The organism is Cyclobacterium sp. 1_MG-2023, from assembly GCF_030546805.1.
In the GTDB taxonomy this organism is placed as follows: domain Bacteria; phylum Bacteroidota; class Bacteroidia; order Cytophagales; family Cyclobacteriaceae; genus Cyclobacterium.
This window is the reverse complement of sequence record NZ_JAUOPC010000003.1, coordinates 52,745-76,501: the sequence shown is the minus strand read 5'-3', so window position 1 is coordinate 76,501 and position 23,757 is coordinate 52,745. Positions and strand designations below refer to the sequence as shown.

The 23,757-nt window shown below is 37.8% G+C and carries 18 protein-coding genes; 10 read left to right on the top strand and 8 right to left on the bottom strand.

Features of this window, described 5'->3' with window-relative positions:
• Positions 1–4: 4 nt before the first annotated feature.
• Entirely contained in the window at positions 5–766 is a 762-nt protein-coding gene (locus tag Q4534_RS04990) for a DUF1080 domain-containing protein (protein WP_303612073.1), read from the bottom strand.
• A gap of 265 nt (positions 767–1,031) precedes the next feature.
• On the opposite strand from Q4534_RS04990, the gene Q4534_RS04985 reads away from it, so the two are divergent.
• The 3 genes from Q4534_RS04985 to Q4534_RS04975 all read left to right on the top strand — a co-directional run bounded on the left by Q4534_RS04985 (position 1,032) and on the right by Q4534_RS04975 (position 3,539).
• On the top strand, positions 1,032–2,213 hold the full coding sequence (locus Q4534_RS04985) for an aspartate aminotransferase family protein (protein ID WP_303612072.1): 1,182 nt from the start codon (positions 1,032–1,034) through the stop codon (positions 2,211–2,213).
• A 214-nt stretch (positions 2,214–2,427) separates the two neighbouring features.
• On the top strand, positions 2,428–3,027 hold the full coding sequence (locus Q4534_RS04980) for a hypothetical protein (RefSeq protein ID WP_303612071.1): 600 nt from the start codon (positions 2,428–2,430) through the stop codon (positions 3,025–3,027).
• Positions 3,024–3,539 carry a 5' nucleotidase, NT5C type gene (locus Q4534_RS04975; RefSeq protein ID WP_303612070.1) on the top strand — a complete coding sequence of 172 codons (516 nt, stop codon included), beginning with the start codon at positions 3,024–3,026 and terminating at the stop codon, positions 3,537–3,539. The genes Q4534_RS04980 and Q4534_RS04975 overlap by 4 nt, the downstream gene beginning before the upstream one ends.
• Before the next feature lie 262 nt (positions 3,540–3,801).
• On the opposite strand, the gene Q4534_RS04970 is transcribed toward Q4534_RS04975, so the two are convergent.
• Positions 3,802–4,260: a cold-shock protein gene (locus tag Q4534_RS04970; protein WP_014022859.1), complete on the bottom strand. Its 459-nt coding sequence runs from the start codon at positions 4,258–4,260 to the stop codon at positions 3,802–3,804.
• Positions 4,261–4,776: 516 nt separating this feature from the next.
• On the opposite strand from Q4534_RS04970, the gene Q4534_RS04965 reads away from it, so the two are divergent.
• Entirely contained in the window at positions 4,777–6,060 is a 1,284-nt protein-coding gene (locus Q4534_RS04965) for an acetylxylan esterase (RefSeq protein WP_303612069.1), read from the top strand.
• Between the two features lie 87 nt (positions 6,061–6,147).
• Here the strand turns inward: Q4534_RS04965 and Q4534_RS04960 are convergent, their stop codons facing one another.
• The 4 genes from Q4534_RS04960 to Q4534_RS04945 form a co-directional block, all read right to left on the bottom strand.
• The gene (locus Q4534_RS04960; protein ID WP_303612068.1) at positions 6,148–7,875 is read right to left on the bottom strand and encodes an FAD-dependent oxidoreductase; all 1,728 of its coding nucleotides are present in this window, start codon (positions 7,873–7,875) and stop codon (positions 6,148–6,150) included.
• A gap of 110 nt (positions 7,876–7,985) precedes the next feature.
• Entirely contained in the window at positions 7,986–9,143 is a 1,158-nt protein-coding gene (locus Q4534_RS04955; RefSeq protein ID WP_303612067.1) for an AGE family epimerase/isomerase, read from the bottom strand.
• A gap of 14 nt (positions 9,144–9,157) precedes the next feature.
• Positions 9,158–10,564 (bottom strand): sugar porter family MFS transporter, encoded by a 1,407-nt coding sequence (locus Q4534_RS04950; RefSeq protein ID WP_303612066.1) that lies wholly within the window; start codon positions 10,562–10,564, stop codon positions 9,158–9,160.
• Positions 10,565–10,608: 44 nt separating this feature from the next.
• Positions 10,609–11,712, bottom strand: a complete 1,104-nt coding sequence (locus tag Q4534_RS04945) for an o-succinylbenzoate synthase (protein ID WP_303612065.1) — start codon at positions 11,710–11,712, stop codon at positions 10,609–10,611.
• 205 nt (positions 11,713–11,917) lie between these two features.
• Here Q4534_RS04945 and Q4534_RS04940 point away from each other — a divergent pair, with 205 nt between their 5' ends.
• A complete protein-coding gene (locus Q4534_RS04940) occupies positions 11,918–13,141 on the top strand; it encodes an S-adenosylmethionine:tRNA ribosyltransferase-isomerase (RefSeq protein ID WP_303612064.1) in 1,224 nt (407 codons plus the stop codon).
• A 108-nt stretch (positions 13,142–13,249) separates the two neighbouring features.
• Entirely contained in the window at positions 13,250–14,044 is a 795-nt protein-coding gene (locus Q4534_RS04935) for an alpha/beta hydrolase family protein (protein ID WP_303612063.1), read from the top strand.
• A gap of 91 nt (positions 14,045–14,135) precedes the next feature.
• Here the strand turns inward: Q4534_RS04935 and Q4534_RS04930 are convergent, their stop codons facing one another.
• Positions 14,136–15,428, bottom strand: coding sequence for a hypothetical protein (locus Q4534_RS04930; protein WP_303612062.1), 1,293 nt, complete (start codon positions 15,426–15,428; stop codon positions 14,136–14,138).
• A gap of 477 nt (positions 15,429–15,905) precedes the next feature.
• Here Q4534_RS04930 and Q4534_RS04925 point away from each other — a divergent pair, with 477 nt between their 5' ends.
• Genes Q4534_RS04925 through Q4534_RS04910 form a run of 4 tightly spaced genes read left to right on the top strand, consistent with a single transcriptional unit; the run spans position 15,906 to position 22,141 of the window.
• Complete coding sequence (locus Q4534_RS04925) at positions 15,906–16,589, top strand: hypothetical protein (RefSeq protein ID WP_303612061.1); 684 nt, start codon at positions 15,906–15,908, stop codon at positions 16,587–16,589.
• Positions 16,586–19,348, top strand: coding sequence for a carboxypeptidase-like regulatory domain-containing protein (locus Q4534_RS04920; RefSeq protein WP_407933569.1), 2,763 nt, complete (start codon positions 16,586–16,588; stop codon positions 19,346–19,348). Before Q4534_RS04925 ends, Q4534_RS04920 begins: the two co-directional genes overlap by 4 nt.
• The gene (locus Q4534_RS04915) at positions 19,348–20,505 is read left to right on the top strand and encodes a DUF4249 domain-containing protein (protein ID WP_303612059.1); all 1,158 of its coding nucleotides are present in this window, start codon (positions 19,348–19,350) and stop codon (positions 20,503–20,505) included. Before Q4534_RS04920 ends, Q4534_RS04915 begins: the two co-directional genes overlap by 1 nt.
• A complete protein-coding gene (locus tag Q4534_RS04910; protein WP_303612058.1) occupies positions 20,498–22,141 on the top strand; it encodes a hypothetical protein in 1,644 nt (547 codons plus the stop codon). The genes Q4534_RS04915 and Q4534_RS04910 overlap by 8 nt, the downstream gene beginning before the upstream one ends.
• 29 nt (positions 22,142–22,170) lie before the next feature.
• Here Q4534_RS04910 and Q4534_RS04905 read toward each other — a convergent pair whose 3' ends face one another.
• Complete coding sequence (locus tag Q4534_RS04905; RefSeq protein ID WP_303612057.1) at positions 22,171–23,646, bottom strand: sulfatase; 1,476 nt, start codon at positions 23,644–23,646, stop codon at positions 22,171–22,173.
• Positions 23,647–23,757: the final 111 nt, after the last annotated feature.

The window sequence follows — 23,757 nt, the reverse complement described above, 5'->3', positions numbered from 1 at the left end:
TAAATCAATCTAACTTTCTCGCCCATATATTCCTAAAACTAACGGGGTTGCCATGGTCCTGGATATGAAAAGGTAATTCTTCCTCATGCTCCACATAATGAGGAATCCCTATATATTCAGTAGGCCCATGCAGTGTTACATTGTTTTGTACAAGAATTCCGTTGTGCAATACTGTAATTCTAGCGGGAGATACTAACATGCCTTTAGAGTCAAATCCCGGAGCAGTAAAAATCACATCATAGGTATTCCATTCTCCAGGAGGGCGTGTAGCATTTACCAATGGTGGATGCTGCTTGTAAATACTTGCTGCTTGGCCATTAGAATAGGTTTTGTTTTCATAAGAGTCGAGAATCTGCAATTCATATTTTCCCATTAAGAAAAAACCTGAATTACCACGTCCTTGCCCATCTCCCTTTACTTCACTGGGTGAACGCCATTCCAAGTGAACTTGAACATCACCAAAAGTTTCTTTGGTTTTAATTCCTCCGGTTTTTGCCACTACGGTGAAAACACCATCTTTAACTTCCCATTTAGGGAAACTCCCATCTTTCTCACTTACCCAAGCGTCCAAACTACTCCCATTAAACAGTACAATCGCATCCGCCGGTGGCAGGTGATTTTCATTTCCCGGCTTAACAGGTTGCACAACCGGTTCGTAAAACTCGGTAGCTTGAGGTGGCAATTTAATATCTTTTTCTTGAGCAGAAACAGAAAAAGCAACAGTGACGCCCAAGACTAAAAACAAAGAAAATAATTTTGATTTCATTGGTATATTTTTGGTTTAAGAATATGTGTTTCTCAAATTAAATGATTTGTAGCAGATAAACCTTAATTAATCGGCATAAATTTCTCTATTTCGGCGAATTTCATGCATTAAAATGCATAAGATTTCAATTAATTAAAATCATTTAAAGCTTCCTTAATCAATTAAGGTTTCATTACAGGACATATTATGATTACTTTTGTTTTGCTGATGATTGCCACAAAAAGTGGTAATTAATCCCAGTATATTTTCATTTGTATTTATTATTATGAACAACCGACAGTTATTTTTATCTCATTTGGCACAAACGACCGATTTCCCTCTCTTGATAGAAATAGAAAAGGCAGAGGGAATTTATATGTTTGGTCCCAATGGTGAAAAATACATGGACTTAATTTCAGGCATTGGCGTAAGCAATATTGGTCATCGCCACCCTAAAGTTCTGGAAGCCATTCATAAACAATTGGACAAGTACTTACATCTTATGGTTTATGGAGAATATGTACAACAACCGCAATCCCTTTTAGCCCAGGCCCTTGTCAATACATTACCAGAAAGCCTGGACAATGTATACTTGGTAAATAGTGGTAGCGAGGCGATTGAAGGAGCCCTCAAACTCGCCAAAAGATACAATAACCGCAGAGAAATAATTTCATGCATAGACGCCTACCACGGTTCTTCACATGGTGCACTTTCAGTTGGAGGTAATGAAATATTTAAAAGAGCCTATAGACCCTTATTACCCGGAGTGAGAAATATCCAATACGGAGACAAGGAACAACTCAAACACATTAGCACAGAAACCTCGGCAATAATCTTGGAAACCATACAAGGTGAAGCAGGAATACGTGTGGCCGACAAGCAATATTTTAAGGCCCTTCGGGAAAGATGTGACCAAACCGGCACCCTATTAATCTTGGATGAAGTACAAGCAGGATTTGGCAGGACAGGAAAATTTTGGGCCTTTGAACATTTCGGAATCATACCGGATATAGTGGTTTGCGCCAAAGGTATGGGCGGAGGAATGCCCATTGGAGCTTTTATTGCCTCCAAAGAAATCATGGAGGTATTCAAAGAAAACCCCTTATTAGGGCATATAACAACATTTGGCGGTCATCCGGTAAGTGCAGCTGCTTCGTTGGCCACCATAGAGGTGATTTTAGAAGAAAATTTAATTGAAACAGTTGAAGAAAAAGCTGAACTATTTAAAAGTTTGCTAAAACATCCTAAGATTAAGGAGATTAGAAACAAAGGGCTGATGATGGCTGTAGCTTTTGATTCATTTGAAATATTGAAACCTATAATTGACCGTTGCATTGAAGATGGAGTTATCACGGATTGGTTTTTATATTGCGAAAATGCCATGAGAATAGCTCCTCCACTAACCATAAGTAATGAGGAAATTCATCTTGCTTGTGAACGTATTCTCAAAGCCATAGATGAGGTTTAATTAATAAACATTAAACCAACTCCTAGGTTTTTTAGGAAATATTGAAAGCGTAAAAATTATTTTAAATTTACATTCTAGATATTGCATTTATGCTTGACTAGCATAGATGGAGAATGTACCCTGTGCAAATGAACATAAAATTTAAATTTTCCTTATTTTGCACGGAAATTGATAATCTAGGAATAGAACAATAAATAAATTAACCAATTGTATTATGATGATTCGCCATTTTTTATTCACCTTATTTTTATCCATAAGCTTTAACTTATCGGCTCAGGAACAATCCGCTCCCTCAACAGCAGAATTAGAGAATGGCACGATTGAGGAACAATTTGAATATATTAAAAAGGTTTCTACTAACTACCAAGAGTATAAGGTCATTAAATTACGTTCCCTGGAAAAACTAAGAACCAATATTTTGGATTCATTAAGTGGGTATAAATCTACCATTCAGGAGCTGAAGGCTACCCTGCAGGAAAACAAAACCCAAATAAATGACTTGAACCAAAAACTAAGTACCACCAAAGCCGATTTTGACCGAGCTGTGGAAGAAAAGGACAGCTTCAGTATTTTTGGTATGTTATTACACAAGAATTTTTACAACAATTTGGTATGGGGCATAATTATTCTTTTGATTTTAATACTAGTTATTTCCTACTTCAGGTTTAAAAGAAGTCACCAAGTGACTGCAGAAACCCAACAAAGCTTAGAGGACCTTCGCGAGGAATTTGAATTACACAGAAGGAACACCCTGGAAAGAGAGAGAAAACTCAATCGTCAATTGGTGGATGCGCTAAACAAGAAAGATTCATGAAAACAATCGCCATAGACATGGATGGGGTTTTGGCAGATGTTTATACACAGTTTATTGACATGCATTTTGCAGAAACCGGAGAACGTCTGAATCAAAAAGACATGATAGGTTTAACAGAAGGAGAGGCATTTCCGCACCTATTAAAACACGTAAACGCCAAAGGTTTTTTTGAAACAGCACCGCTAATTTCCGGTGCCAAGCAGGTGGTTGAGGAATTATCTAAGGTTTATAAGATTTTTATAGTTTCTGCTGCCACAGAATTCCCATTAAGCCTGGGAGAGAAGCACTTATGGTTAAGTGAACACTTTCCCTTTATTACTTGGCAACAAATGGTTTTCTGTGGTTCCAAAGAAATAATCAATACCGACATCATGATAGATGATCATTTTAAAAACCTTGATTATTTTAAAGGAAAGACTTATTTGTTTACCCAGCCACACAATGAAAATGCCGACCCGAAAAATCATGAAAGAGTTAAAAACTGGGAGGAATTGAAACAGATTTTACTGTAAACCACAATTTCAACCGGCCCTTTGTGATTCTAATGTAGCATTATTGGCCTATTCAAAGTTAATTTCAGCAATACCATCTGGATTTAAGGCATCTATCATTAGAATAGTTTCAAATGAAAAAATCCATTCATCCTTACCTATAAGCGGAAAGGGTGAATGGATTCTTATTTTAGTCCTGGGTTTCAGGTATCTTGACTAAGATAGCTATGTTAATTCAAACATACCCAGATAAAATGTTTTATATATAAATTAGCACAAATGCTTAAGTTGCCAATTTCACATCTATAGCACTTAAGCCTTTAGGTGTTTTTTCGGTTTCAAAGGTTACTTGGTCATTTTCTCTGACATCATCAACCAGTCCTTTCACATGGACAAATATACTATCCTGAGATTCTAGATCTTTAATAAATCCATAACCTTTAGATTCGTTAAAAAAGGTAACTTTTCCTTTTCTTCTTAGATCTTCAGGATCAATTGGAGCTTGTTTGGATACACTTACTTCAATGTCTTCAAGCTCAATTTTCTTTTTCTTAACGGTAGGATCCGGTGGGGTTGAAGTGATATTACCATCTTCGTCTACATAGGCTATCATGTCATCAAGATCTCCCCCTTTGTTGGAATTAGATTTCCTGGCTTCTTTTTTTTCTTCCTTCTCTTTCTTCTTCCTTAATCTTTTTTTCTCTTTTTCTTTTTTGTTAAAAGTTTCTTTCGATTTTGCCATAAATTATTTTTTGTTCTTTCGTTAGTTTTTTGCCGGTTATAAGACCGATAATCCAGTAAACACCAATCAAGTCATCCTAATTTTATCATTATTAGTAGCACCTGCGGAATGAAAAAATACGGGTCAATCCGGTACTTTCTATAAAATTAGCGGGTATTATTTCTCTGGGTAAGTACAAATTTGGCCAAAATAATGGATTATTCCTATTTCATACCATGAATATATTTTTAAAAGAAGGTCTTAACCCAACTTTAAGGTTATTTAACCTAAAAAATCGTTCCTTCCCACTTCCCCCTAAAAAAGTTCAGGGTTTCAGAAGTATTGGAAAATAATAGCCATTCAGCAGGTGCTAGAATCAAACCGACTGGCCTACCACATGAATTACATATAGATATAGACCTCTTTAAAAATTGAATATTTATTGTACTTTTTGGCTTTAAAAGGCATTAGTTTATAACTTTATTACCTGACAATTTATTAATTCAAAAAACCAATATTAAACAAAATCATTATTCAATGAAAAAACACGTTTTATTGTTATTATTAATCGGACTGGTGTTCAGCCGATTTGTATCTGCTCAATCTCAACAAGGAGACCTTATCAGGATAATGGTTAGCCCATCATCAACCGATAAAATTTATGAAAAAGGTGATAACATATCATTTGATGTGGCCATTTACAAGTTCGGTCAGTTAGTCGAAGGAGCTGAAATCGAATATCAAATTGGGCCGGAAAAAATGGAGCCTGTTTTGACCGGAACAGAAACATTAAAAAAGGGAACAACTACTTTAAAAGGTGGAAAACTTGATGTCCCTGGCTTTGTAAGGTGTCAAGTAACCTATAGAGAAAACGGAGAAACCTATACCAATACAGGAACAGCCGGAATTGCACCTTTAGAAATTCAGCCTACAACCACCTTACCTGATGATTTTAAAGAATTTTGGGACAAGGGAAAAGCAGCTTTAAAAGATATACCTCTGGAGCCTGTATTAACCTTAATCCCCGAAAGATCTACCCACCATACCAATGTTTACCATGTATCCTTTAAAAATATTAGTGGTGAAATCTATGGTATCCTAACCAAGCCCAAGAAGCCGGGAAAATATCCTGCAATCTTGCATGTTCCTGGCGCCGGAATCAGACCCTACTATGGTGCGAATATCAATCAAAATGTTATCTCTCTTCAAATTGGAATTCATGGTATTCCGGTAAATTTATACAATTCATCATTGTACCAGGATCTAAGAGCCGGTGCATTGGCCAACTATAACCGCATCTTCTTGGATGATAAAGACAAATATTATTACAAGCGAGTATACCTTGGCTGTGTAAGAGCTGTGGATTTTATCTTTGCTCAGGAAGAGTTTGACGGTGAAAATATTGGTGTCATGGGCGGAAGCCAAGGAGGTGCTTTATCCATTATCACAGCCGGTTTAGATGAAAGAATTAAATATTTGGTAAGTTATTACCCTGCCCTTTCTGACCTCACAGGCTACCTTCATGGTAGAGCCGGTGGTTGGCCACATTTATTTAGAGATGAATGGAGCAATCAGCCGAACCGAATTGAAACATCCAAGTATTATGATGTGGTAAACTTTGCAAGGTTTGTGAAAGTCCCCGGCTTCTATTCTTGGGGTTTCAATGACAATGTATGCCCTCCTACCTCTATGTATTCTGCCTACAATGTGGTTCCCGGAGAAAAGGAATTATCGCTTTATCATGATGCCGCACACTGGCGTTATGCTGAACAAAGCAAAGAAGGTCACGAATGGTTGGTTAAAAAAATCGGAGCCAAATAAATAAGATAAGTAATAAAAAAGCTTGAAAATCAATGGTTTTCAAGCTTTTTACTTTTTCTCTTAGCAATACAGTACTGCGGCCATTACTTAAGCCTGCGGCCAACTGGTTTCAATACCCTGAGACCTTACAAAAGATTGAAATTCCTTTAATAAAGAGCTGTTTTCCCGAATGTTTTTGGGTTGCTCTTTTTTACCAATTGCAAAGGGCACCAACATACCTACTGCCTCACCTATACTCCACTCAACGGGGTGTAATCTATAGCATCCATTGGTAATATGAGTGGTGCCAATATTTTTATTGGCTGGTAAAAGGTTTTCTGTTTCTTGAGGAATTAACGCTCCTAAAGGTATTTGAAATGGCAATGAACCAAAATCAATGTAATTATCACCTCCACAGCTGGGGTGCAAATCGATATGGTAATAACCTATCCCTACGCTATCATGAAATTCTGCGGCTTTTAAAGCCTTCCCCTCTAAGCCTGAAACCTGCGCCCGCTGGGCTGCCCCCACATGTTCCTCTAAAACCGTGAACAAACTTTTTATCCTTCTTGATTCCCTTACATATGGATATTTGGCCAAACCATCTTGTGTTCCCATCAGATCATTCCTGAGCCTAAGGCCCGGCCAACCTTTGCCCCCATCAGGCCGAGGGGCTTCTGTTTGCAGCCAATAAAGCAATGACAAGCTCTGCTGTTTTCCTGCATCAACATGTTTTTTAAAGGTTTCTTCACTTACATCCACAATATTACCCGACACATAATCATTTTGTGGCCAGTTGACGAGGGTAGCATCTCCCTCATAAAAGCCCGGTTGATGATTTTTCTGCTCAATAATTTTCCTGTAAACCATCAAATTTAAACTGTCGCCTGTTTTCACACTTTCCGGATGAAAACCAAGGGCTTTTGGCTTCAAGTCTTTTGGACTGCTGTAATTAAGTTCCAGCATTTTCCCCGCCCAGGGAGGGTTCATTTGGGGTTCGAAATTTTTCCAAAACTCATAGTCAGAAGGCTTAGGTATGGTCCAGTCCTCCCCTTTAACATAGTCAATGGCAAAGCAGACTGTAAAGGCTTGGTTGTTCTCAGGCCGGTGGGTCACCCCTGCATGGAATTCTCCGGTGTCTCCCTTCGCTTCGCTTCCGGTGATATAAGCCGTACCTGTAAGAGGCAGCAAGTCCCCCAATTCAGTAGCGTCCACAAAATATTCACCTTCCAATAAGGAAGTATTTCCTGTAATTGTATTTGTAGCAATCAGCGATTGCACCCTTTTCCCATGGACTTTGGCAGTCTCTACCTTGTGCTGCTTGAGTATAATGAGTTTTCGAGAACTTTCATAGGATGCAAACATTTCTTGCAAAACAAGGTGGCCTACCTTCGGTTCAAAACAAAGTCGTGAGACTGACCCTCCCCCCGGATTGAGCCTTTTGTTGGCGGCAGCTTCGGGAGTTAAAGGGTAACACCTTTTGTAATAATCTCTGATTTTCTCTCTAAAAACCCGGTACAATTCGGGGGCCCCATGCGTTTCTATCCATTGATGCTCATCCGGCGGCACTCCTTGCTGAGACAGCTGACCTCCTAACCAATCTGTCTCTTCGGTCATCACTACAGTCAAGCCATTTCTCAATGCTGCAAAAGCAGCTGAACAGCCTCCCAGTCCTCCCCCTGCAATGATTAAATCTGCTTTGAATACTTTGCCACTTTCGTTTATTTGAACCCTCTTCGCTCCTTGGTTAGCATGTGCCGATAAACCTGAAAGTGTAGCTGTAGCAATGGTGCCTCCCCCCATTACCACCTTGCCCATGAAGTTTCTTCTATTCATTGTCTCAATATTATATTTTGCTTAGAATTAAATCCAAAGCCTGCAATTGTTTTCTTGTTCCGGAATAAATTTGCTTCCAAGCCAATCGCCGGACTAGGGACTCATATTAACTATTGAATTTTTTCAAGACTTTTCCAAACCTGATACAGCCCTCTGGGTACATGAAAACATCCTTTCCACTTGCCACCCTTGAGTGGCAATTGAATTTTGCCATACCTGTCCAGGTAACCAAACCATTCAGAAGAATCAGGGTCTTTAAAATGATTCCAGGTATATTCATGTACCTTATAAAACCATTGAAGACAATCATTATTGCCCGTGATGGCATAAGCTTTTGATAAAAACACCAAAGTTTCCAAATGGACCCACCACAATTTTTGATTCCACTCTAACTTTTCCGAGGGATGGCCCAAAATATCCAAAAAATAAAAAATCCCTCCATAAGTTTTGTCCCAGCCATACTCTAAAGTTTTTAATCCTGTTGCAATGGCTTTCTGACACAAATCTTCATCCTTATACTTTTGGCTTAAGTCTAGCATAAACCACATGGCCTCTATGGCATGACCGGGACTTGTTAACCTCCCCTCATGGGAATTAGAAAAACTTCCATCCAAGTTCACATTTTCCAAAATTAAGCCGGATTCCTCTTGATAAAAAACATCCATCACCTCATGGATAACTGTAGGAACCAATTCTTCAACCTTCTCCTTATCTAGCAAAGACTCCATTTCAAGCGTTAAATTGCTCAATATCATGGGCAAGGCAAAACTTTTTAAATCTCTTGTTCCCGGAAATGTTTTGTTGTAAATACCTTTTGGATTGTCCCTTCTCTTAAGAATGTTCTCGAAGGTATTCACTGCAATGGAAGCGTAGGCATCATTTGGGGCCACTTTATTTAGCGCAGCAAAAGCCATGGCTGCAAAGCAATCGGAAAATATATTATAAGGCTGAATCAAAGGCTTTCCTTTTTGGTCTAATGAGAAATAAAAAGCTCCATTTTTGTCCCTCCCGTGTTGAATTAGGAAATCAGCCCCCTGCTTTGCCAAATCAAGCCATTCTTTTCTTGCCTCCACCTGATCATACATTACAGCAAACATCCAAACCTGCCTAGCTTGCAGCCACAAGAATTTGTCTGTGTCGTAGACCTCTCCCTGCCTATTAAGGCAGGTAAAAAAGCCTCCATATTCTTTATCCGGGCTATTATTTTCCCAAAAGGGAATTACATTATTTAATAATTCGTTTTTATATAAATCCAGGTATTCCTTCATGGCTAGTTGTTTTTTTATTTTTTCTCGAACCAATAGTTTTCTATTTCCTCCAAGCTTTTCCCGGCTGTCTCAGGTATTTTTTTCCATATGATATACAAGTAAGGAAAGCACATCAAAGCAAAGAACAAGAAAGTCCCTGAAGGCCCAAGGTTTTCCAAAAACCAAGGAGTTAATTGACCTATCAAATAAGTACCCAACCAAAGAGAAAAACCTGCAATAGACATGGCCAAGCCTCGGATTTTATTGGGATACATTTCAGAAAGCAAAACGAAAATTACAGCAGATATAGAAATGGCAGTAAAAAAGATATAGGCCAAAAATAGCACCAGCAGGAAAATCGATGGCAAACCATACCTATCACTTCCATAAAAGTAAAAACTTATCATTAGCAGGGACAAGACCATTCCTGACACACCAAAATAGACCAATTTCTTCCTACCGACACGGTCAATGATAATCAAAGCCAATATGGTTGTCAAAACATTGACCAAACCCACCATCACCTGATAAAAAAGCGCATCTCCTCCACTTAAACCTGATTGCTCAAAAATACTAGGCCCATAATACAAGACAGCATTTACTCCCATAAATTGACCAAGGATAGCAATGGCCATTCCCAGGAGTACAGGTTTTAAAATCACCGGATTTTTTAACAGCATCCAATTGCTATCTCCAATTTGACCGGATTGGTTCATTACTTCTTTTACTTTTTGCTTTCCGGATGCTGTAGAACTGTATAATTTGGTAAACACCTGTTCTGCATTAGGAATTTTATTGTTGATCACAAGCCATCTAGGACTTTCAGGAATTAGCAATAGGATCAGGAAAAACAACAATGCAGGAACGGTTTCCATCCCTAACATTCCCCTCCAAACTTCCTCATTAAAAACCTTATACAGGATTGTATCTATTTCAAATAGTTTGCTTTCTGCAAAATTTAACAGCTGAAAATTCATTAAGAAAGCCCCTAAAAAGCCTACAGTAATGGCCAACTGATACAGAGAAACCAAACTTCCCCTTATGGAAGAAGGTGCCACCTCAGAAATGTACATTGGAGAAACTATAGACACCATACCAATGCCTGCCCCTCCGATAATTCTATAGACAATTAAGGCATTGAAAGTACCTGCGAGTGCACAGCCAATGGCTGATACTGAAAACAATACTGCCGAAAGTAGCATTACCTTCTTTCGGCCATATTTATCAGCCAAACCTCCTGCCATGCTCACTCCAATTATTGAACCCAATAATGCACAACCCACATACCAACCTTGTGCAATGGCTCCCAAAGAAAATTGTTTGGTAACCTCACTGATGGTCCCTGAAATAACAGCTGTATCATAACCGAATAAAAACCCACCAATGGCAGCTACTAAAGACAGAAAAATTATATAGTAATAAGCAGCGTTTACTTTCATCATTTACTGGATAATATTAAAGAATTTGACATAAAAAATCGGTTGGCTTACTGATTAAAAATGTCAGGTAATTCCCAATCAATATTTACGTTGTAAGACAATTTACCTTCTGATATACACAAAGGTGACTCAATATTATTATGGTACAATTGCCCGGTCCCTAGGCCTTGAGGCAAAGTAGCTTTTAAAGCAGCGGTTAGTTGAGCGATGGCATTAAGGCCTATATTACTTTCCAATGCCGAGGTCATCCACCAGCCGGTGTTGGTTTGATCAGCAAGCTCAACCCATTCTCTTGTAGCTACAATACCACCGAGCAAGGTTGGTTTAAGAATGATGTATTGAGGGGCAATTGATTCGAGTAATGCTAATCTATTTTCTCTTCCACATACCCCTATAAGCTCTTCATCCAAAGCTATGGGAATGGGGGATTGTTTGCATAATTTACTCATCTCTTGAATCAAACCCGGTTGAATCGGTTGTTCAATGCTATGAATGTCATACTCATTTAATTTATGGAGCTTATCGAGCGCCTTATCAGGCGTAAAAGCCCCGTTGGCATCAACTCTAATCGTTATTTTTTCTTTTGAATATCGCCCCCTTATATTCCCTAAAATTTCACATTCTTGGTCAAAATTAATTGCCCCTATTTTCATTTTAATGCAATCATAGCCTTGCTCAAGTTTTTGTTCAATTTGACGCTCCATAAATCCCTTATCCCCCATCCATACCAAACCGTTTATAGGAAGAGATAAATTGCCATTGAAAAAGCTATTTTGAAATATTTCCCGCTTACCGCCATGGATTAAGTCTAGCAAGGCAGTCTCGAGTGCAAATTGAATGCTTGGATACTTGCTAAGATCAAGCTCATCTATCTGCTGTAAAAGCAGTTCTTGATCGGCCCGGAATTTCATTTTCTCCACCCTTCTCAAAATCAAATTGATCTTATCCTGAAAATCAGAAACATCGTCTATGCTTAACCCTTTTAATGGGCCTGCCTCTCCAATCCCGATGGCCGTCGGGAATTGGTCTGAACGAACTTGAATAAAGTGGGTTAATTTATTTTTAAGTACTCCCCTGCTGGTTCCTGCATCAAACTTAAAATCCAAATTATAAGCAATAACGGAGCATTTAACTGTAAATATTTTGGTCATTTGTCTTTTTAGCTATAGTCAAATATGGTTATTTTCTTCCAAAGGATGAAAAGGGGCAATGCTTTAAGCAGTTAATTTTTCCGGATTTTATTCCAATGGTTATCGGAACCATAGAAACCATCCAATATATAATGGTATTGCTTTGAAAGGGCTATATTTGCATCGGTTTTATAAAGAATGTTGAATTTCGAGAATTATTAATAACATGCGCATCGAAAGTGCTCCACAGTTGAAGGATTATTTCTATGATTTACCTGATGAATACATCGCCAAACATCCACTTGAGCTAAGGGATAAATCTAAATTATTGCATTTTGAAAATGGTAAAATTAGACATAAAAAATTCTCGAATATTTCAGCTTTGATTCCTGCCAACAGCCATCTGGTATTTAACAATACCAAGGTTATTCCTGCCAGGCTTCACTTTCAAAAAGCAACTGGAGCAAAAATTGAAATTTTCCTACTCAATCCTATTCTCCCTGTAACCCTTATTCAACAAAGTATGGAGAGCACCGGACCGGTAACTTGGAAATGCATGATTGGAAATCTTAAACGATGGAAAGAAAATGAACAACTTTCCTCCCAAATAGTCATCGATTCAATAAGCTATACCTTACAAGCAAAATTGGTCAATAGGGAAAACAGGGAAGTTGAATTGAGCTGGAATCCTGATGACAAATCCTTTGCTTCGATAGTTGAAGCTAGTGGTGAGGTACCACTCCCCCCCTACTTAAACAGAGCAGCCGAGGATGCGGACAAAGTACGTTATCAAACAGTCTATTCTATTAAGGAAGGGGCTGTAGCAGCACCAACAGCAGGACTTCATTTTACAGACCAAACCCTAACCGATTTAAAGGCTAAAGGAATTTCAATAGAATACCTTACCTTACATACCGGAGCAGGTACCTTTCAGCCAATCAAACATGACAATATCATTGAACATCCAATGCATAGTGAGCAAATGGTGTTTACCAAAGAAAACATTGTCAATTTAATTGCTGCTGAAGGCAATATAATAGCAGTGGGAACAACTTCCATGCGTTCATTAGAAAGCTTGTATTGGTTTGGTGTTAATCTTTTGCTAGGGAAATCGAAAGAGTTTCGAATAGAGAAATTGACCCCCTACCAAGAATACACAAGCCTTCCTAGCAAAAATGAAAGCCTTAAAGCCATTCTTGCATGGATGCAGGAAAATGATTTGAATCAGTTGATAGGGTCCACAGAGATATTTATTTTCCCGGGCTACGAATTTAAATTATGCAATGGGCTAGTGACCAATTTCCACCAGCCCGGATCTACATTAATTCTTTTAGTGGCAGCTTTCACACATGGCAATTGGAGAGAAATCTATAAAGAAGCATTAGATAATAATTACCGGTTTTTAAGCTACGGAGACAGCAGTTTATTGTGGAACAATAAATTAGGTTAGGTATCTAGCCCAAGCATCATTTATTAAATTACATTTCTCAGAATCCCTATGTTAGTTTTAAGATCGCTCCTTTTATGTGGCTTTGTCGCTTTAATAATTAACAGTGCTATGGCTCAAGTGGACACGGTGAATCACCATAGCCAAAGCCTAAATAAAGTAATGCGGTATGCCATTACATTTCCGGATAGTTATAAAGATTCAGAAGAAGATTATCCGGTAGTCTATCTCTTGCATGGTGCAGGTGGTGATTTTAGCAATTGGCATAAAAGTGTTAAAAAGCCTGACCTATTACCTGATTTGGCCAACCAATATGAAATGCTGATTGTCACACCTGAGGTAGGTCCTTTTAGTTATTATTATGACAGTCCGATGATGGATTCTGTTCGCTATGCTTCCTATATTACAATTGACCTTATCAAAGAAATTGATCAAAACTACAGAACCATCGCCTCTCGACAAGGCAGGGCTATCACCGGGTTATCTATGGGAGGACATGGAGCAATCATGCTAAGTGCCAAAAATCCGGATTTGTTTTTTGCAGCAGGTAGCATGAGTGGAGTAATGAATATTGATACCGATTTATGGGATATCGATGAGGAAAGAAAAGCACTAAGAAAAAAACAGCAAAAAGAAATGCTGGGAAAAATCAATTATGAGGCACCTTTTAGCTCCTATACGGCCGTTGGCTTAATAGAAAAAATGAAGCAGAATGATGTGCAGATGATTATTGACTGTGGTACGGAGGACTTTCTTTTAAAACCAAACAGACAAATGCACCAGTTCCTTTTAGACGCCGGTGTTCCGCATGATTATATTGAAAGACCCGGTGCTCACAATTGGGAGTATTGGACAGAAGCCATTCCTTTTCATTTTCTTTTTTTCCAGGAGCAACTGAGTAGGTAACTACCATTTACAATCATTGTTTAAATGGCTCCATAGATAGAAAAATGGTAAGCAGGAGATGGTTTAAATGAAAATTGACCATGTCCAATTATCATTTAAACCACTTTTTAAGTATTCGCTTATAAAAGGGATCCCTCGCTTTTTTTATTTCATCTTTAAATTCCACTCCAAAAGATTTTTTAATCAATGGGTAAACATCTGTTACTTGGTTTGAATTAGCCAGGCCTTCATTCATCCTTTCAATAAATTCATGGGCATTGCATTTCGCTTCTAGCATTACTTCGATAAAACCCATTTTAAAAGGGATCCCCAAAAAAGACAACCCTTTAATCAATAAATCTGACTTACCATATTGCATTCTAAATGAAACTTCTCCCCCCGGATGTTCCCAATAAAAATTGTGCGTATTTTGACCACAGTTAGGGGATATTTCCCCATAACTTTTCCATTCTAGTTCATTGAAAAAGCATTGAGAACAAGGCCAAGTGCCATTCATTTTATAATGCCTTTTATTCTTGTTAATCGCCCTCTCATCAAATGGCTCATTTAAAAGCGCTGCAAATTTACTTACATCTAATGTATCAGTTGAGCAAGAACCGAAATAATCCAGGATTATACCATTTGAATTAGCCATACTGCCATTGCTATTAAAACCTACCGATGCAGAAATAATAGAATGGGCATGCAAGGTTTTATTCTTTGAAGTTTTAATCTCTAGAAAGTTTTTATGGCTTATTAAGCTATTAAAATTTAAATGAACATCAAAAATTGATTCAACCCCTATATATTTTAAATACTTACCAATTAACCAAGCTTCTTCTTCCGGCAATTCCTTACTCGTCAACCTTGATGCGTTACAAATGATTACAGGCACAATACCAAAATGTAACAATCGAATGGCAATGGAAATAGCAAACAAGTCATGACCTTCAATCACCACCACATTTTTTTTATCAACCTTATAATCAGCCTTATAACTTTCGGATAAAAGCGCAGTTAAGCTTTGGTCACTATTAGAAAAAATCTTAAAGACCTGTGCCTCCTCAATTAGTAAGTAATCATATCTCTGTTTCCCTCTCTTGTGGTAGATTACCCTTTCTTCTTTATCAATTGAATTAATGGAGGAGGGAATGAAAGTAAAAGTTATATTTTCTACTTGAAAAGTTGAGTTCTTATCCGGCGTAGAAAGGAGATTCTTGTCTCTCGCCATTAGCAGGGCTTCCAATAAAAATGGCCCAAGCTCTGATTTTTCAAATAGAACAACATTTACTTCTTCAAACTTACTTTGACACTTAAACAGGAAATCAATACTTTGAAGACCAATTCCAAGCAGGACAATTTTAGCTGTTTGTTTCTTACAATCTGGAGGAAATGTATTTTTCAACTTTATCTTTAATTAAAAAATCTCTTTAATCTAAAAATTAACACAGCCAACAATCAGGCCAAACAAGTTTATCCATTAATTCAAATTACCCTATTTATCGTATAAATTTATAAGCCATGATACAATCCCTACCTCAGCCAACAGTCAACTTCAAATAGCTATTTTTTTAATCCTATTTTGAAAGTCGGCTAGCATAAATTCCTTCATTTTAACTTTTAAAGGAGTGATATTGTTCTACTTATTAAGCCAGTTTGCGGTTCATTTTAAAAATAAATTAAGGTTTTAAACAGATTATTAAACCGTAAATTAATGCAAAAGGTAATCTGGTATTCCATTTTTAAGATTTGTTAACAATTATTTTTCTAGCATTGCAAAAAAGCTGGTTTTTATTAAAATAAAATAGCCTATATTTCAGAAATTTTTAATCAAATTTATTGATCCATTAGATTCATTCCTTTGATGTTCAGAACAATACTTATGGCAGTTATTTTGACAGGATCTTTTCAGGTGAAAGCTCAAGAGCCTAAGTCGGAACAATTGGTGGGAAAGTATGAGGAGATCATACAGTTTTTTCCAGAAATCAACACGGGCACACATTATATTGAAGAAAACAGGTCATTGGATGGACACCCATTTTATTTATCCGCAAAGATTGAGTTGGGAGCTTTAACCATAGGAGAAAACTACTTTGAGGATGTGCCCTTACAATATGATATTTGGGAGGATTGGATCATCTCCTTTTCATCTGCTTTTCATCAGAGGATGATTTTAAATCACTTAAAAATAGATAGCTTCAAATTAAATAACGGTGCCTTTTTTATCAAAAAAGAGAAACCCAATAATTTCTTGTTTCATAGAAACGGCTATTACAGAGAGGTTGAGGCGGGTGAAATAGGCTTATATGCCAAACACAGAAAACAAAAGAAGCAAGAAACCTCTACAATAGAACTTGTTAGAAGCTATGAGGAAGTGGTCAAGTATTTTTTTGAAATTGAAGGAAAACTGGTGGAGGTACCCAAGAAAAGTAAAATTTTTGAGACCTTAGGTATTGAGAAGAAATCAGCAAAAAAAGAGCTAAAAGCTTTAGGTCTTCGCTACAAAAAAAACAGAGAAACTTATTTGAGAACTTTGGTGAATATGTCGAATAATGTCCAACCATGATTAAGAAATTATTTAGGTTAGCAAGCTTCCTTTTCTTGATAAGCATGCAATATACAGTTGCGCAAACACCAAGTGAGGAAAGAATTTCAGGGATTTTTTCAGGTATTTCTTTTGACCAATTTTCCCAAATGGTCGAAAGCAAATCAAACTATCGCATGTTCTTCAAACAAGCAGACGTTGACACCCTTACCATCAATGTCAATGCCTACGAAAGCACCATTGAGAATTTATTAGATGAAATTTTTAGAGGGTCGGAGCTATATTATGCAATCGACAATGAAAAAAGAATTTTCATTAGCCGAGGAACTGCCTTGAATATGGAGCTCCCCAAGGATTTTTTTGAAGTCAAATCATCCTCAGCGAATTTAATTGTGGACAATTCAGTTCAAAAAGAAAACAAGGACCGCTCCTTTGCAAAGAACAGGCTATGGGAAATTGGAAGCAGCAATGATGCTCCGGGTGCTACAGTAGCCGTTTTAAAAGGGAAAATAAGAAGTTTTGAGTCCGGTGAGCCTATCATTGGTGCATTAATCTATACTACTGAGCAGGGTGCCAAGTCTATTTCAGATGAAAAAGGCAACTACACCATTACTTTAAGCAAAGGACGCCACACTTTAATTTTCCAAAATTTCGGAGCATACCAGGAACAAAGGCAGGTCAATATACGTGGGGATGGTGTGCTAAATGTAGCAATGGATGACAATATTATTTCATTAAATCAAGTAACCGTAACCTCAGAAAAATCTGCCAATATAGAACGGCCGGAAATGGGGCTTTCTTCTATCACTGTACAATCCTTAAAAAAATTACCGGCTGTACTTGGGGAAGTGGATGTGCTACGAGCCGTCCTGACCTTACCCGGAGTAAAAACCGTTGGCGAGGCTAGCGCGGGATTTAATGTGAGAGGTGGAGCAGCAGACCAAAACTTGATTTTATTCAATGGGGCTACAATTTACAATCCGACCCATCTTTTTGGGCTTTTTTCTGCCTTCAATCCGGACATGGTAGAAAGTGTAGACTTATACAAGGCCGGTGTTCCTGTAAAGTTTGGAGGAAGGTTATCTTCTGTGCTTGATATTCAAGGCAAGTTTGGCAATGAAGAGAAACTTAAGGGGGGCGGTGGCATAGGTTTAATGACCAGTCGCTTGTACTTGGAGGGACCACTTTCTGAAAAAACAACCTTTGCCGTTGGGGGAAGAACTACTTATTCCAATTGGTTATTTGGTTTTTTGGATGAAGATTCAGAATTCCGAAATAGCAGGGCTTCGTTTCATGATTTAAACCTAAACATGAAACACAAAATGAATGAAAACAATGAGCTTACCATTTCTGCCTATTGGAGCAAGGATGCCTTTAGATTTGATAAGGATACTGTTTTTAATTATCAGAATTTAAACCTAAGTGCTTCTTGGACGCATTATTTTAGTGATCGTTTGGAAGGCAAGTTTCACTTAGGCCATGACCAATATACTTTTGACATTCAGAGCGAACAAGATCCTTTAAATGCCTTTACTTTTGGTTTTGGAATGGACCAAAGCAGTTGGAAAAATCATTTCACGTTTGACTTAAACGACAAACACCAATTGAGCTTTGGCATGAATGCCATTTATTATAACCTCAACCCCGGAGAACAAATACCCAAAGGAAGCGAGTCCATCCTTCTTCATGAGCAAGTAAGTCGTGAAAATGCTTTAGAAACTTCTTTTTTCTTAGGAGACGAATATGAATTTAATCCAAAATTAATGTTCAGCTATGGCTTAAGATATGTTATTTACAATTACTTGGGACCAAATACAGTCAATGAATACCCTAGAAATTCAATTAAGACTGAAGAAACCAAAATAGGAGAAACAGCGTACTCTTCAGGCGAAATAATCAATACTTATCAGGGTCCTGAGGTTAGGTTTTCTGCTCGATATGCTTTGGATAACTTCACTTCAATTAAGGCAGGATACAACAGTATGAGGCAGCATTTACATATGCTTACCAATACTTCTGCCATTGCTCCAACGGATACTTGGAAGTTAAGTGATCCTCATTTGGCCCCTCAACTTGGAGACCAATGGGCCATAGGATTCTTTAAAAATTTCCAATCAAACACCATTGAAACTTCAGCCGAAATTTATTATCGAAAAATGAGGAATTTAGTAGATTTCAGAAGTGGGGCCTCTCTAATCCTAAATGACAATATTGAACAAGATGTAATCAATACCCAAGGAAAGGCATATGGCATAGAACTAATGGCGAAAAAAACGGAGGGGAAATTAAATGGATGGATAAGTTATACTTATTCAAGATCCTTGTTCAGAACCAATCCTGATGAATTGGGAGAGATGGTCAATAGAGGGAAATTTTACCCCAGTAATTTTGACCAACCCCATGACATCATGCTGGCAGGAAATTTTGAATTTACCAAAAGGATAAATACTTCTATCAATGCCAATTACAGTACAGGCAGGCCAATCACCTTGCCCATTGCCAAGTTTTATTACAACGGCTCAGAAAGAGTCTATTATTCAGACCGAAATGCATACCGTATACCGGATTATTTCAGAGTAGACTTGTCATTTAATATTGAAGGTAATCATAAAGTCAGAAAACTAGCTCATGCCTCTTGGTCAATGGGGGTATACAACTTACTTGGTCGCGCAAATCCTTATTCGGTCTACTTTTCCCCGGAAAACGGGACCATACAAGGCTATAAACTATCCATATTTGCTAGACCTATTCCATTTATCACCTATAATTTTAAATTTTAATGGATACCAAAATAAATAAAACACAGTTCCATGTGCTGCTGGGTATTCTTTTACTCTCTTTTGGTTGTAGAGAACCTTTTTCTCCTGAACTCAATGAGTTGAATGAAAATATTTTGGTGGTAGAAGGTTTTATTGAAGTGGGTGGAGGCACAACAAGCATCAACTTAAGTTATGCGTCAACCCTCTATAGCGATATACCTCAATTCTCTGTGCCGGGGGCCAGCATTTTCCTTACCACCGATAGTGGTGAAAGTTGGGAGTTGGAATCCGATAATTTTGGTTCCTATATTATCGAGGATTTTTTGCCGGAAGATGAGGTATATACCCTTAGCATAAATTTAAGCAATGGCGAAAGTTACGTTTCTGACAAAATAGTACCAATCGCCACACCTGATTTTGAAATCACTTTTACAAAAGAAGATGGGGATGTACAGATTTATAGCAATACTATAGGCAATGATGAAGCTGAATATTTTCTATGGCAATATGAAGAAGCATGGATATACCGTACGCCACATACTTCCTTTTTTAACTATGACAAAGAAACAGGAGAAATGGTAGACATACCATTGGATCAATTGACCAATCGCTGCTATAATTTTGACCAATCAAGAAGGGTTATTTTGGAGGTCTCTTCTCGCTTTGAAGACAGTCGAATTTTTCAAAAGGAATTGTTAACCATAGACAGTTTATCTGAAAAATTAGGAATCCGTTATAGAATCAAAGCTAAGCAATATGCTATCAACAGCGAGGCCTATATTTTCTGGGAGGGAATCAGAAGAAATTCTGACGATATTGGTGGTATATTCAGCCCCCTACCCTCAGCGGTGGAGAGCAATATTCACTCAGTAAACAACCCGGACGAATCCGTGATAGGATATATTTCAGCTGGCGTTTCAAAAGAAAAAGTACTCTACATCAATTCCAGTGATGTGGTTCCATGGCGGACTTCAATTCAAGATTATTACGGTTGCATAATTGATACGATTGCTCCGCAGGATTATCAAGAAGTATTCGGTTTGTTGAATTTTATACCTTTATATGAATATTGTGATGATTTACCTTGTGGAGGCTATTTTGCTTCTACAGAAGGCTGTACAGATTGCAGACTCAGAGGAGGAGTACTTGAAAAACCAGATTATTGGCAAGATGAATAAGCAATTTTTAACTACATGCCTTACCCTTATTTTCCTTGGTTTTTGCTGTACCTACAGTTTTCAAGGCCTGGCCCAATCGACGGACAACTTTCCTGATGAAGAGGTTTTGGTTCAAGTCGTCAACCCTGTTTCTTTAACAGAGGAATACCTATGGATGGAAGTTTCGGTAAATTCCGGAAATAAACCCAGTCCCTCTAAAGTGATTTATATGGAGCTCTTGGATAGAAATGGAATTTCTGTGGCAGGAGATCTTGCCAAGCTTGAAAACGGAAAAGTTAATTCCTATTTACAAATTCCCCCTGAGCTTCCCTCCGACAATTATTTATTGCGGGTTTATACAAGAATCAGCCCTTATATTTCAGGTGAAAAAGGAGTTTTTCAATCCATGGTTTCTATTATTAACTCTCAAAAGCCACCTGTAATCGATTCTAGTCAACAAAAGAAAGCCGGAGACCTTCCCAACTTACTGAATCCCTCATATATCAATTCAAGGGATAGCTTGTTAGCAGTATCATTGCCCCTGCCTGATGCTAGCGACATTTCAATTGTAGTCAATAAAGTAAGTCCTTTAGATGATCTTGGTGCTACTATCAATTTTAATGAAATGTATGCTTCCGAGACTCCTCAGAATCAGGACTTAATCCCGGAACTATATGGACATATCGTTAAGGGTAAAATTCTTGACAGTGCCATTGATACCGCTGAGGTATTTTTCCTAACCCTGCATGGCAATCAATCCCATATGTTTGTAGACAAACCGAATGAAAAGGGAGATGTCTATTTTGACACTGGAAATTTTTCCTTTTTTGAATATGCAGTCATACAATCTACAAGAACAGATGAACAGGTAAACTTCATACTTTCTTCACCATTTTGGGAGAAAACTCCTAATGAGGATTTTACCCTGCCTCCTCTATCACTAAGCCCTACTGACGAAGCATTTATTAAAGAAAAGATTTTAGCTAGAGCTAGTCATCAATATTATCTGGCGCCGATTGAGGTGCCACTTGTCCCCTTACCTTTTCAATACATCACAGACTACAGTTATCAATTGGATGATTACAACCGCTTTGAAGACATGGCCACCACCATTAGGGAATATGTTCCCATGGTTTTGGTACGAAGTCAAAACCGCAAAACCATATTTAAAAATTTCAATATCCCGTATAACCTAGTATTTAAAGAAAGTCCCTTGCTAGTAATCGATGGAATGCCTGTATTTGACAGTGATGCATTTGCTAAATTTAACCCAAAAGGTATCAAAAGCATGGACATTATCAACCGGTATTTTTATATCAATGATCTAAAATTTACTGGCATGGTAAACCTCAGCTCATTTAAAAACGATTTTGGAGGTTTTGACCTACCTAAGAATGCCTTGTTTATCACTTACAAGGGATTGCAAAAACCTTATGAATTTCATACCGCATCAAAAACAGCTAATCATGAGAAGCATTTCCCCGATTTCAGAAGTATTTTAACCTGGCAATCCAACAAAGAAATTGATGACAATGGAATACTTAATTTTACTTTCAAGCCTTCCCTTTTAAAAGGAAACTTCGAACTAAGGGTTCGATACAGAGAAGGTCGAAATAAAACCTTTAACACAGCGAGCTATTTACTTAACCTAAACTGATTGATTTACCGAAATTTCTCCTACTTAAATCACCTGTTGATTGAAAGATAATTTTCATCCCTAATACTGTCATTTCTGTCGTACAAATAATTCCATTTTTCCATGTATTCATCTGCGGGAAGAAATTCATCATTGGTAGCCTTCAACTTTTCATTCAATAGGCCGTCTAAATGATTTTTTAATTGGGAAAACTGAGGCATGTCAACCAGGTTATGCATCTGGTAAGGATCTTTTTCATTGTCATAAAGCAACCAAGGCCCCAACAAATCTCTAACGTAAGTATATTTTTTTGTCCTGACTCCACGATATTCTCTACCTCCATTCAAAAATTTCCATTCATGAAATGGAACCGGAAGCATGATTAATGCTGCCTCATTCCCTAATTCTTCACCTGCTATCAATTTACTTGAAAAGTCTGTTCCTTCAATGGACTCGGGTATTTCCAAATCACTTAATCCCAACAAGGTAGGTAAAAGGTCCGGTGTATTAATAGGGTCGTAAACCGCTTTATTGCCTTTGCCTAATTTTTCAGGATACCTAATGAGCATTGGGACTTTTATGGATTCATCCCAAGGCCTTTGCTTCTTCAACATTCCTTTAGACATGATCATATCTCCATGTTCAGAAGTGAAAACAAAAATCGTATTGTCAGCAATACCAGCTTGATCAACGGCTTTTAATAAATCGCCTACAGCGTGATCTAAGGCTGTACAATGGGCATAATAGTTGGCCAATACATTCCTTGCACTATCTTGAAATTCTTCAGGAACATTTGGCCTCACACTTAATGCTGAAGGCTCATACATATCCCTGTATGCTTGCGGAGCAGTATGGTAAGGGTCATGAGGAGGACCCCAAGACAATACCAATAGAAAAGGACTGTCCTTATTTTTATTGATATAGCTGATGGCACTGTCAGTTTGAGAAAAAGCATCATACCCTTCCCAAAATTGCTTTTGATTTTCTTCATCAAAATAATATGAGTTGTTATAATTGTGGGTTACTTCTCTGACTTTCCAATAATCAAACCCCTGCCTTCTTTCTTTAGGTACAGGTTTATTTCTAGCACTAAAAGGTTCTTCACCTCTTGCATGCCCATTTAAATGCCATTTGCCAATATAACCTGTCTGGTAGCCCGCTTCTTTATATATTTTTGCTATAGTGGTGGCTTCCGTTGGAAAGGGTTTGTCATTGTAAAAAACCCCGTGGGTCAATGGATACTGACCTGAGATAAAACTCCCTCGCCAAGGTGCACATACGGCCATTACAGTAACTGCATTATGAAAAACAGTGCTCTCTTTTGCTAAACTATCCAAGTTAGGCGTAATAACATCCTTATTCCCAAGAAATCCCACAGACTGTGCACGCCATTGATCGGCCAAAATAAAAACAATATTTGGAGGGGGGGGAGTTTCTTCACCTCCATGCTGTTCAGTTTCTTTTGGTTTGCATGAAAAATTCAAGCTAAGAAGGCAACCTAATAAAATTAGGGTTATTGATCTCATAGGGCTAAAATTGGGATGAAAATGAAATTTGGTGAAAATTACACTAAATTCAATAAGCTACCCAAAAAAATAAGCATAATACTTATAAGCTAAACACCTAATTTATTAGTG

Bases quoted from the DNA above. Each gene is read 5' to 3' on its own strand.
- Q4534_RS04985 (WP_303612072.1), top strand. From the start codon at position 1,032: ATGAACAACCGACAGTTATTTTTATCTCATTTGGCACAAACGACCGAT.
- Q4534_RS04980 (WP_303612071.1), top strand. From the start codon at position 2,428: ATGATGATTCGCCATTTTTTATTCACCTTATTTTTATCCATAAGCTTT.
- Q4534_RS04965 (WP_303612069.1), top strand. From the start codon at position 4,777: ATGAAAAAACACGTTTTATTGTTATTATTAATCGGACTGGTGTTCAGC.
- Q4534_RS04905 (WP_303612057.1), bottom strand. From the start codon at position 23,646: ATGAGATCAATAACCCTAATTTTATTAGGTTGCCTTCTTAGCTTGAAT.
- Q4534_RS04920 (WP_407933569.1), top strand. From the start codon at position 16,586: ATGATTAAGAAATTATTTAGGTTAGCAAGCTTCCTTTTCTTGATAAGC.
- Q4534_RS04955 (WP_303612067.1), bottom strand. From the start codon at position 9,143: ATGAAGGAATACCTGGATTTATATAAAAACGAATTATTAAATAATGTA.
- Q4534_RS04945 (WP_303612065.1), bottom strand. From the start codon at position 11,712: ATGACCAAAATATTTACAGTTAAATGCTCCGTTATTGCTTATAATTTG.
- Q4534_RS04925 (WP_303612061.1), top strand. From the start codon at position 15,906: ATGGCAGTTATTTTGACAGGATCTTTTCAGGTGAAAGCTCAAGAGCCT.
- Q4534_RS04915 (WP_303612059.1), top strand. From the start codon at position 19,348: ATGGATACCAAAATAAATAAAACACAGTTCCATGTGCTGCTGGGTATT.
- Q4534_RS04940 (WP_303612064.1), top strand. From the start codon at position 11,918: ATGCGCATCGAAAGTGCTCCACAGTTGAAGGATTATTTCTATGATTTA.
- Q4534_RS04970 (WP_014022859.1), bottom strand. From the start codon at position 4,260: ATGGCAAAATCGAAAGAAACTTTTAACAAAAAAGAAAAAGAGAAAAAA.
- Q4534_RS04990 (WP_303612073.1), bottom strand. From the start codon at position 766: ATGAAATCAAAATTATTTTCTTTGTTTTTAGTCTTGGGCGTCACTGTT.
- Q4534_RS04950 (WP_303612066.1), bottom strand. From the start codon at position 10,564: ATGATGAAAGTAAACGCTGCTTATTACTATATAATTTTTCTGTCTTTA.
- Q4534_RS04935 (WP_303612063.1), top strand. From the start codon at position 13,250: ATGGCTCAAGTGGACACGGTGAATCACCATAGCCAAAGCCTAAATAAA.
- Q4534_RS04975 (WP_303612070.1), top strand. From the start codon at position 3,024: ATGAAAACAATCGCCATAGACATGGATGGGGTTTTGGCAGATGTTTAT.
- Q4534_RS04910 (WP_303612058.1), top strand. From the start codon at position 20,498: ATGAATAAGCAATTTTTAACTACATGCCTTACCCTTATTTTCCTTGGT.
- Q4534_RS04960 (WP_303612068.1), bottom strand. From the start codon at position 7,875: ATGAATAGAAGAAACTTCATGGGCAAGGTGGTAATGGGGGGAGGCACC.